This is a genomic window from Streptomyces chlorus, assembly GCF_042655885.1.
GTDB lineage: Bacteria > Actinomycetota > Actinomycetes > Streptomycetales > Streptomycetaceae > Streptomyces > Streptomyces chlorus.
Genome location: NZ_JBHSOA010000074.1, coordinates 24,005 through 35,916 on the forward strand (window position 1 = coordinate 24,005; position 11,912 = coordinate 35,916).

At 73.7% G+C, this 11,912-nt stretch carries 9 protein-coding genes and 1 pseudogene; 7 read left to right on the forward strand and 3 right to left on the reverse strand.

Translation table 11 applies throughout. The features are described 5' to 3' along the window. Nucleotides 1-3: 3 nt before the first annotated feature. From ACFPZI_RS29130 to ACFPZI_RS29150, 5 genes are read left to right on the forward strand one after another with little or no spacing between them, the layout of a single operon-like run. A complete protein-coding gene (locus ACFPZI_RS29130; RefSeq protein ID WP_381369128.1) occupies nt 4-1,419 on the forward strand; it encodes an O-antigen ligase family protein in 1,416 nt (471 codons plus the stop codon). After that, nucleotides 1,416-3,140, forward strand: coding sequence for a murein biosynthesis integral membrane protein MurJ (murJ, locus tag ACFPZI_RS29135; protein ID WP_381369131.1), 1,725 nt, complete (start codon nt 1,416-1,418; stop codon nt 3,138-3,140). The genes ACFPZI_RS29130 and murJ overlap by 4 nt, the downstream gene beginning before the upstream one ends. Next, on the forward strand, nt 3,124-3,906 hold the full coding sequence (locus ACFPZI_RS29140) for a polysaccharide deacetylase family protein (RefSeq protein ID WP_381369134.1): 783 nt from the start codon (nt 3,124-3,126) through the stop codon (nt 3,904-3,906). Before murJ ends, ACFPZI_RS29140 begins: the two co-directional genes overlap by 17 nt. Before the next feature lies 1 nt (nt 3,907). After that, nucleotides 3,908-5,062 carry a glycosyltransferase gene (locus ACFPZI_RS29145; RefSeq protein WP_381369137.1) on the forward strand — a complete coding sequence of 385 codons (1,155 nt, stop codon included), beginning with the start codon at nt 3,908-3,910 and terminating at the stop codon, nt 5,060-5,062. After that, nucleotides 5,059-5,715: a YveK family protein gene (locus ACFPZI_RS29150; protein ID WP_381369140.1), complete on the forward strand. Its 657-nt coding sequence runs from the start codon at nt 5,059-5,061 to the stop codon at nt 5,713-5,715. Before ACFPZI_RS29145 ends, ACFPZI_RS29150 begins: the two co-directional genes overlap by 4 nt. Before the next feature lie 47 nt (nt 5,716-5,762). Here the strand turns inward: ACFPZI_RS29150 and ACFPZI_RS29155 are convergent, their stop codons facing one another. Continuing rightward, complete coding sequence (locus ACFPZI_RS29155) at nt 5,763-7,040, reverse strand: glycoside hydrolase family 26 protein (RefSeq protein WP_381369143.1); 1,278 nt, start codon at nt 7,038-7,040, stop codon at nt 5,763-5,765. Nucleotides 7,041-7,236: 196 nt separating this feature from the next. Here ACFPZI_RS29155 and ACFPZI_RS29160 point away from each other — a divergent pair, with 196 nt between their 5' ends. Further along, nucleotides 7,237-8,487, forward strand: a complete 1,251-nt coding sequence (locus ACFPZI_RS29160) for a carboxylate--amine ligase (protein WP_381369146.1) — start codon at nt 7,237-7,239, stop codon at nt 8,485-8,487. A 2-nt stretch (nt 8,488-8,489) separates the two neighbouring features. After that, nucleotides 8,490-9,758 (forward strand): NAD(P)-binding domain-containing protein, encoded by a 1,269-nt coding sequence (locus ACFPZI_RS29165; protein WP_381369488.1) that lies wholly within the window; start codon nt 8,490-8,492, stop codon nt 9,756-9,758. A 208-nt stretch (nt 9,759-9,966) separates the two neighbouring features. Here the strand turns inward: ACFPZI_RS29165 and ACFPZI_RS29170 are convergent, their stop codons facing one another. Together ACFPZI_RS29170 and ACFPZI_RS37280 are read right to left on the reverse strand one after the other, a co-directional pair. Continuing rightward, nucleotides 9,967-10,911 carry a chaplin gene (locus tag ACFPZI_RS29170; RefSeq protein ID WP_381369149.1) on the reverse strand — a complete coding sequence of 315 codons (945 nt, stop codon included), beginning with the start codon at nt 10,909-10,911 and terminating at the stop codon, nt 9,967-9,969. Between the two features lie 488 nt (nt 10,912-11,399). Further along, nucleotides 11,400-11,798 (reverse strand): annotated as a pseudogene (locus ACFPZI_RS37280) (VWA domain-containing protein); the annotation flags it as partial. Between the last annotated feature and the right edge of the window lie 114 nt (nt 11,799-11,912).

Below are 11,912 nucleotides of genomic sequence, written 5' to 3' on the forward strand. Positions count from 1 at the left end.
GACGTGAGCCTCGCTCCCGCACCGCTCCCGCGCCGGGCCGCCGGGCTGGTGCCGATGCTGCCCCTGGTGGCGTTGCCCGCCCTGCTGGCCCTGCCGCTGACGTACGACGGAGCGGGGCCCGCGGACGTGGTCTCCGGGCTGGTGGTGGTGTACTGCGTGATCCGCCTGCTGCGCGAGCGGCGGCGTCCGCTGTCGCCCACCGCGGCCGTGGTGCTGGGCCTGCCGGTCGTGGGGCTCGCGCTCGCCGCGATGGGGGCGTCCTCGCCGGAGGCCGGGTTCACCGGCCTGGGCCGCTATCTGCAGGTCTTCGTGCTCGTCCCGGCGGCCGTGCTGATCCTGGTCCGTGACCGCACCGACTTCCGGGTGCTGGCCTGGTCGCTCGTGGGACTCGCACTGTGGCAGGGAGCCGTCGGCGTGCACCAGTACGTCACCGGGACCGGCGCCTCCTACCAGGGCGAGGGTGTCCGGGCGGTCGGCACCTTCGGCGCCCATGACGTGATGGGCATGGCGACGGCGGTCTCCCTCGGCCTGGTGTGCGCGGTCGGGATCGCGCTGGGCCGGGCAGCCGTGTGGCAGCGGGTGACGGCCACCGGATGCGCCGTGGCCCTGCTGCTGCCGCTCGCCCTCTCCTTCAGCCGGGGTGCCTGGATCGCGACCGCCCTGACGTGCGCCGTGCAGTTGGTCCTGACCGGGCTGCGGCGCACGCTGAAAGTGGCCCTGGCCGTGGCCGCCGCGGGCGTGGTCCTGACCGGCGGGTTCGGCATCGGCACGGCCCAGTTGCAGGAGCGGATCGACAGCATCGCGCAGGTCGGCGACGCTCCCGACCAGTCCGTCGTGGACCGGTACGCCCTGTGGGCGTCCGCCGCCGGCATGTGGCGCGAGCAGCCGCTGACGGGCGTGGGTCTGAAGGGCTTCCCCGAGTACCGCGACGGGCACGCCACCCTGGCCCTGTCCTCGGGCAGTGAGATCGCGGGCGCGGGGACGGAGTACCGGAAGCAGGCGCTGCTCTCGCCGCACAACATGTACCTGCTGGTGCTGAGCGAGCAGGGCCTGATCGGGCTGCTCGCCCTCGCCGGCGGCTGGCTGGCGCTGCTGGTGGGCGGGGCGCGGAGGCTGCTGCGCGCCCGCGGACGCGCACGCGCACGCGGCGACGGACCGGAACCCGACCGTGGACCGGAACCCGGCCGTGGACCGGGACTCGACCGTGGACCGGGACTCGACTGTGGGCTCGTCGCCTGCGGGCTGCTGCTCTGGCTGCTGACCGACTTCATGTACGGCGACATCGGCGGCCCCTCGACGATGCTGATCGCCCTGAGCCTGGGGCTCGCGGCGTGGTGGGCGCTGGCCGGCGGCGAGCGGGAGGACGCCGTGCCGCGGGGCATGGCGTCGGAGCGTGTCGAGGGGGCCGCGGCGCGATGACGGTGGTGCCCTCGCAGAGCCCCGCTCCCGACACTGCCCCCGACACCGACGGGGACATCAGCGGGGCGGCAACCGTGCCCGCGGCGCGTGCCGTCACGCCCGCCGGGCGCGGTACCGGTCCGGCCTCGGCCTCGGCCTCGGCTTCCCGGAAGTTCCTCGCCCGTGCCGCGCTCGTCACGGCGTCGCTGTCCATCGCCGGCTCCCTGCTCGGTCTGGTGCGCGACCAGTCGCTGGCGCGGCTGTTCGGCGCCGGCAGCGACACGGACGCCTTCCTGGTCGCGTGGACCGTGCCGGAGATCGGCGCCACGCTGCTGATCGAGGACGGGCTGGCGATCGCGCTGATCCCGGCGTTCAGCATGGCGCTGGCCCGACGTGCCCGGGGCGAACCGGGCGACCCGGTCCGCGCCCTGGTCGCCGCCACGCTGCCCCGGTTGTGCCTCGCCTTCGCCGCGACGGCCGCCCTGGTCGCCGCCGTGGCCCCTTTCCTGGTCCAGGTCCTCGCACCGGGCCTGCCCGACCCCCGGCCGGCCGTCGACTGCACCCGGCTCACGGCGATCAGCCTGCTGGCCTTCGGGATCGCCGGCTACTGCAGCGCCGCCCTGCGGGCACACCGTTGCTTCGTCGCGTCCGGGGCGATCTACGTCGCGTACAACACCGGCATCATCGCCTCGATGTTCCTGCTCGGCCGCACGTGGGGCGTGCGCGCCGCGGCGGTCGGGGTCGCGGTGGGCGGCTGTCTGATGGTGCTGGTGCAACTGCCTTCGTTGTGGCGGCAGCTGGCGTCCCGCACGCCGGCCGTCGAGGGGACGACGGGCGACGCGCAGGAGCGGCCGGTACGGCTCGCCCTGATCGCCGCCGTACTCCTCTTCGCGCTGTGCCGCCAGTCGCAGGTCCTCGTCGAACGCTTCCTCGCCTCCTCCCTGCCCTCCGGGGCCATCTCCCACCTGAACTACGCGCAGAAGGTCGCCCAGATCCCGATGACCCTGTCGCTGATGGTGTGCACCGTCACCTTCCCCGTGGTGGCGCGGGCGCTGGCGGACGGGGACACCGAACGCGCACGCGACCGCGTGGAGCGGGATCTGGTGCTGTCCTCCTGTGTGGTGCTGACGGGCATGGGCGCGGTGATCGCCTGCGCCCCGCAGATGATCGAACTGCTCTTCCAGCGCGGCGCGTTCACCGCGAGCGACACCGTGGCGACCGCGGACGTCATGCGCGTGTACGCCCTCGGGCTGCTGGGGCAGACCCTGGTGGGGACGCTGGTCCGCTCGTACTTCTCGGCGGGCCGGCCCAGCTGGTATCCCCTCGCGGTGATGGCCGCGGGCATCACCGCCACGTCGGTGATCGGCGCCGTTGCCGTGCGTCCCTGGGGGGTGGCGGGGATCGCCGCCGCCAACGCGTTCGGCATCACCGTCACGGCCGCCCTGCTGCTGACCGGTCTGCGAGCGTCCCGGCGCGGCAGCCCCCACAGCCTCTCCCTCCGAGTCCGGCCGGTACTGGCCGAGCTGAGCAGGCCCGTGCTCGCCACGGTCGTCGCCACCGCCGCCGGGGCGTTCGCCGCGAGCCGGTTCGCGTCCCCGGTGGCGGGTCTCGCGGCCGGCGTTCTGAGCGTGGCCGGCGTCTTCGCCGCGCTCTGTCTGGCCCTGGGCGTCCAGGGCTCCGCATCCGCAGTGCGCTCCGTACGCACCGTCACACGAAGGCTCACTCATGGCCGCTTCCGTTGATTCCTTCGATTCCGTCGATTCCTTCGGCACCGGCAGACTTCCCGCCGCGCCCCCGGGCCCCGTCCCGTGGGTGGCGATGTACCACTCGGTGGGTGACTGCTCGGACGATCCGTACCGCATCACGGTCACGCCCGAGAGGCTCGAGGGGCAGCTGGCCTGGCTGCGCCGGCGGGGGCTGCGGGGCGTGTCCGTGGCCGACCTGCTCGCGGCCCGCGCCCGGGGCGACGGGCGACGCCTGGTCGGACTGACGTTCGACGACGGGTACGCCGACTTCGTCACCCATGCCCTGCCGTTGCTGCGCCGTTGGGACTGCGGCGCCACGCTCTTCGTCCTGCCCGGCCGGCTCGGCGGCGACAACGCCTGGGACCCGCTCGGCCCGCGCAAGCCGCTGCTGACCGCGTCCGGCATCCGGTACGTGGCGGCCGAGGGCGTGGAGATCGGCTCGCACGGGCTGACCCACATCGATCTCACCCGGGCGGACGACCTCGCTCTCAAGACCGAGGTGGCCGAAAGCCGCGAGCGGCTGGCGGAGTTGACCGGCGCCCGGGTCGACGGCTTCTGCTACCCGTACGGCACGGTCGACGCCCGCGCCGTGCGGGCCGTGCGGGAGGCGGGCTACGCCTACGCCTGCGCCATCGACCCCGGCCCGCTGACCGGCCCGCACGCCCTGCCGCGCGTGCACATCGGCCAGAACGACACGGCGTGGCGCCTGCGTCTCAAGTACCGGCTGCACCGGCTGCGCCGGCGCCCGGTGGAGGGCGTGTGAGATGAGGGCTCTGCACATCATCACCGGCCTCGGTGTCGGCGGGGCCGAGCAGCAGTTGCGTCTGCTGCTGCGTCATCTGCCCGTCGACTGCGACGTCGTGACGCTCACCAACCCCGGTGCGGTCGCCGAGGGCCTGGCCGCCGACGGTGTCCGCGTCACTCATCTGGGCATGGGCGGCAACCGTGACGTGACCGCGCTCCCGCGGCTGGTCCGGCTGATCCGCTCGGGCGGTTACGGCCTGGTGCACACACACCTGTACCGGGCCTGCGTCTACGGCCGGCTCGCCGCGCGTCTCGCCGGGGTCCGCGCGGTCGTCGCCACCGAGCACTCCCTGGGCGACTCGCAGATGGAGGGCCGCCCGCTGACGGCGGGGGTGCGCGCGCTGTACGTCTCCAGCGAGCGGCTCGGTGCGGCGACGGTCGCCGTGTCCCCGGCGGTGGCCGACCGCCTGAAGCGCTGGGGCGTGCCCGCTCCCCGTATCGAGGTCGTCCCGAACGGCATCGACCTGGAACGCTTCCGTTTCGAGGCGGAGCGGCGCGCGCACACCCGCCGCCGTCTCGGTCTGCCGGAAGGCGCTTTCGTCGTGGGCGGTGTCGGCCGGCTCGTCCCCGGGAAGCGGTTCGACGTCCTGGTCCGGGCGCTCGCCCGGCTCCCGGACGACCACTGGCTGCTGCTGGTGGGCGGCGGCCCCGAGGAGCACGCCCTGCGCCGCACCGCCCGTGAGGCCGAGGTGGCCGACCGGGTCCTGTTCACCGGCGAGTGTCCCTACGCCGCGGACGGCTCGCCGGGCCCCGACCTGCCGTCGCTCACCTCGGCGATGGACGTGCTGGCGTCCCCGTCCCTGGAGGAGGCCTTCGGCCTGGCGGTCGTGGAGGCGCTGGCGTCGGGCCTGCCCGTGGTCTACGCCTCCTGCCCGGCGATCGAGGACCTGCCGCCGGCCGGGGCCGGCGCCCGGCGTGTGCGGGGCGGCCCCGAGGCGTACGCGCGGGCGATCGCCGAGGTCCGGGCGGCGGGCCCCTTGCCACGCACCGCCCCGGAGGTCGCGCACCGCTACAGCATCACCCGCAGCACCGACCGTCTCATGGACGTGTACACGGCAGCTGTCTCCCGTTCGTCGTCGTCCCTCTCCTCTTCTTTGGGAGCAAGCTCCTCATGACCGACACTCCGACCCGCCGGCTCCGTCTGTTCCTGGCCCGTGCCAGGAGGGTGCCGGCCTGGTCCGTGATCGCGGCCGGCACCCTCGTGGGCTGCCTGTCCGGCGGCGCGTACGGCCTGCTCACCTCCACGACCTACACGGCCACCAGCTACGTCGTCGCCGTGCCGACCGCGAGGTCCACCCCGGAATCCGCCCGCGGTTTCGCGCAGGCGTACGGACGGGTGGCCACGCAGCTCGCGGTACTCGGGGACGCGCAGGTGCGGGCGGGCGTGCCGGTGCGGACCCTGCAGGACAGCGTGCGCACGGCGACCTCGCCGGACGCGCCGATGGTCGCCGTCTCGGCCACCTCCTCACGCCCCGACCTCGCCGTCGACATGGCCAACGCGGTCTCCCGCGCGCTGACGCAGCACGCGGAGGAGGCCGAAAGCAGCACCCAGGTCCGGCTCGTGCAGTTCTCGCGTGCGGTGAAGCCGAGCAAACCGACGTCCGCCTCAACGGCCTTGACCGCTCTGGTGGGGGCGAGCGCGGGCGGACTGCTGGGCGGTCTGGCCCTGCTGGCCCGGCCGCGGCGGACCGGCGGGGACGACGCCCCCGTCCCCGTCGCCTCGGTGCCCGGCCCCGCCACCGCCGCCGACGTACGCGGACGGCGGTGACGACGGTGACCCCGGCCGGGCCGGCGACCGCTACGGCGGGTGCGCGCTCACCAGTCGAAGCGGAGGCAGAACTTCCCGCCGAGCCAGAACTCGACTCTGCTGCCCAGATCCAGCGGCGAGCAGTTCTCCTCGGGCGGCGGCACGGATGGCACGGGTGGCACGGGGGTGAGCATCGGGGGCACCGCGCCGTTGCGGCCGAAGAGGACGGACCGGTAGACCCGGGACGAGGCCGGGTTCCGGTCGCACCGCCACACACCGTGCGGGCAGTAGTCGGTCAGCGTGTTGTACAGCGGCTTGTGCTTGTCCATCCAGGCGAGCATGCGCCGCATGTAATCGGAATTGTCGCTGTTACGGAAAAGCCCCCATTCGGGATAGGAGACGGGTTTGCCGTGGGCTTTCGCGAAATCCACGTGTGCCCGAAGTCCGTAGGGCTCCTCGACCTGTTCGTCGAAGGGCATGCCGGCCGGCTGGTCGTAGGAGTCCATGCCGATGATGTCGACCGTGTCGTCCCCCGGGTAGCACTGCGTCCAGGGAACGGCGTCCCGGCCGCGGCTCGGCGTGAAGTCGAACCGGAACTTCTGACCCGGCACCGCACGCATGGTGGTGACGATCCTGTTCCAGTACGTCTTCCAGGACTCCGGGTCCGGTCCGCACCGATGGGTGTAGGTGACGCCGTTCATCTCCCAGCCGAGCACGAGGATCGCGTCCGGCACCTTCAGCCGGACCAGCCGTTCGGCCAGCGCGCGGAAGTGGTGGTCGAACTCCCCGGCCGCGCCCCGCCGCAACAGCTCCCGGACCTCGTGGTCCGGGACACCCTCCTCGTTGCGTTCGTGCAGGGGCACGTTGAGGACGAGCATCCGGTCGTCCTTCTCGTTGCGCCAGCGCGCCCACGACTCGAGGAAGTGGACGTCGCCCTCGATGTCGCTCCAGTGGTTGCCGGGCAGGTAGGTATGGCCGACCCGGAGTTCGGCGCCGCCCAGCCAGTGGCTGAACTGCTCCAGCCGGGCCATGCCCCGCTCGTCGGAGCCGAGGAAGACACCGAAGGGCGGGCCCTTCGTGCCCGGCACCGGGACGGCCGGGGGCCTGATGACCGGGATAGGCGGGGCGGTGGCCGGCGGCGCCGGGACCGGCGGTACGGGGGCAGGCCGCTGTACGAGGTCCGGGAAAGTGGCCGCGGACGCCGTCGGATCCGGCGCCGGAACGCGAGCATCGCCGGTGCCCCCCACCCCCGCCGCGGAACCGGACAGCAGGGCGGCCGACACGGCCATCGCCACCGCGCCCACGACCAGTCCGCGGACCCGGACACGTTCGTCCTGTGGGGCCATTCCTGCTCCTGTCTTCGCTCTCGTTTCCGGCCTTTTGAACTTCCGAGCTTCTGATCTTCTGCCTCTGGACTCGTTATTGACGAACAGTCATCCGGAATTCAGCCACAGGAATTTCCGTGGCGCCACCGCCACTGCGGCTTTCGAGTGCCATGCTCGCCCGTGCGGGTGAGCGAACTCAAAAAGAAAGAGATAATCCGTGCCGCTGCTCGACACCCGTGTCCCCGCCGTGATTCTGCGGGTCGACCGGAATCCCTTCCACCACGGAACGCTGGGGGCCGTGCGTTCGCTGGGCAGGGCGGGAGTGGAGGTGCATGTCGTCGCCGACGAGTCCCGAAGTCCCGTGCGCAGCTCACGCTATGTGCACCGGCTGCACACCCCGCCGCTGCCCGGAGCGTCCGCGGACGACATCCTCGCCGTGCTGCGCCGTGTCGCCGAGCGGATCGCGCGTCCTGCCGTCCTGGTCCCGATGGACGACGCGAGCGCGATCGCCGCGGGACGTCTGCGGGACGCTCTCGCCCCCTCCTACCTGCTGCCGGCGATGCCGGGCACGCTGCCCGAACGCGTCGCCGACAAGGCGGAACTGGCTGCCGTGTGCGCGTCCGCGGACCTTCCGCACCCGAAGACACTCATCCCCGACAGCCCGGAGCGGGCCGCCGCCGACGCGACGCGGCTCGGGCTGCCGGTGGTGGCGAAGTGGAGCCGGCCCTGGCTGCTGCCGGCCGGCAGCGGGCTGCGCAGCACGCTGCTGGTGCGCTCCGCGCAGCAGGCCCGGGAGCTGTACCTGCGCAGCGAGGAGGCGGGCAGCCCGCTCCTGCTGCAGGCGTATCTGCCGCCGGGCCCGAACCGGGACTGGTTCTTCCACGGCTACGCCGACCACTCGGGTGTCGTGCGCGCCGGCGGACCGGGCGTCAAGCGGCTGGCCTGGCCGCGGGGCGCGGGGCTGACCGCGGTGGGCAGTTGGGTGCCCAACCCGCAGGTGCGGGCCCTGGCCGAACGGCTCACCGGCGAACTGGGCTACCGCGGCGTCTTCGACCTCGACTTCCGCCGCTGCCCCGCGCCGGGCCGTTACCACCTGCTCGACTTCAACCCGCGCCCCGGCGCCCAGTTCCGGCTCTTCGAGGACAGGGCCGGACTGGACGTCGTACGCGCCCTGCACCTGGACCTGACGGGCCGTCCGCTGCCGGACGGGGGCCCGGTGGCAGGGCGGGCTTTCGTGGTGGAGAACTACGCGCCGCTCGCCGTGCTGCGTGCGGCGCCGGGCGGACGCGAACTGGCCTGGTACGCCCCGGACGACCGGGGTCCCGGACGGGCGATGTGGTCCTTGTGGGCCCGACATGTGTCCGGCCGGCTGCGGGAGCGGCTGGGCGGCGGCGTGGCGGCGCCGCCCCCCATGATCCCCCGGGCGGCCTCCCCCTCCCTGACCGACAACGAGAAAGCGAGCAGCTGATGATGTACGACCTCCTGGTGGTCGGCGCCGGTCCGTACGGTCTGTCGATCGCGTCCCACGCCGCGGCCGCCGGGCTGCGCCTGCGCGTGTTCGGCCGGCCCATGGCGTCCTGGCGGGACCACATGCCCGGCGGCATGTTCCTGAAGTCGGAGCCCTGGGCGTCCAACCTCTCGGATCCGGGCGGGCGGTGGAGCCTGGCCGCGTACTGCGAGGAACAGGGGCTGACGGCACGTCACGCCGAGCCGATTCCGGTGGAGGAGTTCGCTTCGTACGGCCTGTGGTTCGCGCGCCACGCCGTGCCGGACGTGGACGAGCGAATGGTGACCCGGGTGTCGTCAGGTCCTGACGGCTTCACGGTGGTGACCTCGGACGGGGAGATGCTGCAGGCGCGGACGGTGGCGCTGGCGGTCGGAGTGATGCCGTTCATCGAGGTCCCGGCGGCCCTGCGCGGGCTGCACCCGTCACTGGTGACGCACAGCAGCCACCACAGCGGCCTCGACCAGTTCCGCGGCAAGGACGTCACGGTGATCGGCGGCGGCCAGGCAGCCCTGGAGACCGCGGCGCTGCTCGCCGAACAGGGCACGCGGGTACGGGTGCTGGCACGGGCGGAGCGGCTGGTGTGGAACGATGTTCCGCCGCCCTGGGAGCGCCCCTGGTGGCAGTCGGTCCGCTCCCCGCACAGCGGTCTCGGCCCCGGCTGGCGGAACTGGTTCTACTCGGAGCGTCCCGGCCTCTTCCGGCGGCTGCCGCAGCCGACCCGGGCCCGCATCGCGGGGACGGCACTGGGTCCGGCGGGGGCGTGGTGGGTGCGGGAGAGGGTGGAGCGCGCGGTGCAACTGATGCCGGGCCACGAGGTCACCGCGGCCTGCGCGGTGCCGGGCGGGGTACGGCTGGACACGGTGAACCGCGAGGGCACCGCGGGCGCCCTGGAGACCGAGCACGTCATCGCGGCCACGGGGTTCCGGGCGCAGCCCGACCGGCTCGGCATGCTCTCCGCCGAACTGCGCGGGGCGCTCGCGGTCCTGCCCGACGGCTCCCCGGCGACCGGGCGCGGCTTCGAGTCGTCCCACCCCGGCCTGTTCCTCGCGGGCCTGGCGACCGCCTCCGGTTTCGGTCCGGCCATGCGCTTCGTCCACGGTGCGACGTTCACGGCGCCCACCCTCGTCCAGGGGGTGCGCCGACGGCTCAGGGCGACTCCGCCGCGCGGGGCGACGGTCCCCGTCCCGTCGGGCAGCAGCCGAACCGAGTCTCCGGCGCCGGTGAGCGGCTGACGCGGCGTCCCGCGGGACCCTTCCGGGCCGCTGACGGCGGACCAGCCGTCAGCGGCCCGTCCCGTTCCCTACCGCGGCCCGTCCCGGACAGCACGGTGCCCCCGGACCGATGCGGGCCACCTCGAAGGGTGGCCCGGATCGGTCCGGGGGCGTGCGCGGCCGACAGGGCCGCAGGAGCCGGACGGGGGGGTCCGGCACCTGGCAACCGCTACCGGCGGGCGGCTGCGCGCCCCCGGCGGTACAGCAGCGCCCCGCCCACGAGCAGGGTCGCACCGGCGCCCGAGGCCAGCAGCATGTTGTCACTGCCGGTCTCGGCCAGGTGGGGCGGCTCTTCGCCGGTGGCCTCGGGCGGCGTGTACGTCACGGGCGTGGGAGGCGGGGTGTGCGTACGGACGGGCGGGGACGACGGGGTCTCGTCCTCGGGCCCGTAGCCGGGCTCGTGCGGCTCGTGCGGCTCGTGCGGCGTGTATCCGTTGCCGCAGTCGTTGCCGTAGGCGGAATTGAGCACCCCGATCACACCGATGGTGTTGCCGCACGCGTTCACCGGGGCGTGGATCGGGAGCTGGATGAGGTTCCCGGACAGCACGCCGGGAGAGTCCTTGGCGACTCCCCCCGCGTACGCGCCACCACCGCCGGAGCGGCCCTGCGAGGTGCCGGACGCGCGGTGCCCGGACCTGTCGTCCTGGTGCGAGCCGTTGACGCACGTGTTGCCGGAGGCTTCGTTGAGCGCCCCGACCACGTCGACGGTGTTGCCGCACGCGTTCACCGGCACGTGGACCGGCGCCTGGACGTTGTTCCCGGACAGCACGCCGGGAGAGTCCTTGGCGACTCCCCCCGCGTACGCGCCACCACCGCCGGAGCGGCCCTGCGAAGGTGTGGACGCGCGCTGCCCGGACCTGTCTTCCTCGTGCGAGTCGTTGACGCACGTGTTGCCGGACGCCTCGTTGAGTACGGAGGCCGCGCCGATGGTGTTGCCGCACACGTTCACCGGCACCTCGATCGGCGCCTGGACGTTGTTCCCGGACAGCACGCCGGGAGAGTTCGTGGCGGCTCCCTCCGCGTACGTGTCAGCGAGGGCGGGGGCGCCGTACAGGGAGAGGATGCCCGTGGCGGCGGCCGCCGCGAACGCTCCCCTGCTCAGGGTCTGTCGCAATGTCGTGGTCTTCCTGCTTGAAGGTGGAAAGCCGGCCCGGGCACGAAAATCGACGTCCGAAGTCGGCCATGGCGGAGCCGAGAGGCCGGTGCGTCGGACGCCACAGCGTGCTATGCGTCGAGAAGAACACCCGGAGGTCCGACGGCGGCAGACTCGGCGTCGGCAGCGGCTCCCGTGTTCGCCCCGACTCACAGGCGGGAATGCCTGCGGGACAAGCCCGTGTACCGCGGACGGAGCAGCACAGTGCGTTCCTTTCTCGTGGCGTCGCATGCCCTACTGCTTCAGTAACCCGACGCACGGGAAACGGTTGCGCAAGTTCACCCGGTTGGCGGCACACCCCGTCAGAGGTGCAGCTTCTCGATCTCCTGTGCGTACGCCGCCTGCGCCGCCTGGCGTTTGACCTCCTGGGCGAAGGCCACCGCCGCGACCGGGTGCCGGCCGCCGTGCCGCTCGCGACGCAGGACGACGTCGTCCGGGGCCCCGGCCGCGTCGGTGCGGGCGCCGTCGACGGTGACCGTGAAGCCGTTGCCGTCCGGGCGTTCGTAGTCCTGCCGGAAGCTGTTGACGAACTCCTCGGGCCGGACCGTCGACGGGTCGGGCAGCCGGCCCTCGGAGAGGGTGCGGCGGGCGTAGCCGTAGGAGGCGGTGTCGACGTCGAGGGTGAAGGCGGACAGGTAGTCGGGGTCCGGCGCGATGTCCCGCCGTCCGTCCTGCTCCCCCTCGCGCTGTCCGTCCTCGCGCTGTCCGTCCGGGCCGCGGGGGCCGTCGGGCGCGGGGGCCGTCGGGCGCGGGGAGCGGGGAGCGGGGAGCGGGGAGCGGGGAGCGGGGAGCGGGGAGCGGGGAGCGGGGAGCGGGGCCGCGTCACCGTTCCCGTCCCCGGCCCCTCCCCCGGGCCCGCCCCCGCCCTCGTACGAGGAGTCGGACGCCTTGCCGCCGTGAGCGCGACCAGCGCGGCGCGGAGCCGTCGCGTCCCGTGCCGTGTCCGTGCGCCCCGCCGGCGC

What these genes read in the sequence shown, in the direction of transcription:
- murJ (WP_381369131.1), top strand. Translation starts at nt 1,416, where the DNA reads ATGACGGTGGTGCCCTCGCAGAGCCCCGCTCCCGACACTGCCCCCGAC.
- ACFPZI_RS29140 (WP_381369134.1), top strand. Translation starts at nt 3,124, where the DNA reads ATGGCCGCTTCCGTTGATTCCTTCGATTCCGTCGATTCCTTCGGCACC.
- ACFPZI_RS29145 (WP_381369137.1), top strand. Translation starts at nt 3,908, where the DNA reads ATGAGGGCTCTGCACATCATCACCGGCCTCGGTGTCGGCGGGGCCGAG.
- ACFPZI_RS29150 (WP_381369140.1), top strand. Translation starts at nt 5,059, where the DNA reads ATGACCGACACTCCGACCCGCCGGCTCCGTCTGTTCCTGGCCCGTGCC.
- ACFPZI_RS29155 (WP_381369143.1), bottom strand. Translation starts at nt 7,040, where the DNA reads ATGGCCCCACAGGACGAACGTGTCCGGGTCCGCGGACTGGTCGTGGGC.
- ACFPZI_RS29165 (WP_381369488.1), top strand. Translation starts at nt 8,490, where the DNA reads ATGTACGACCTCCTGGTGGTCGGCGCCGGTCCGTACGGTCTGTCGATC.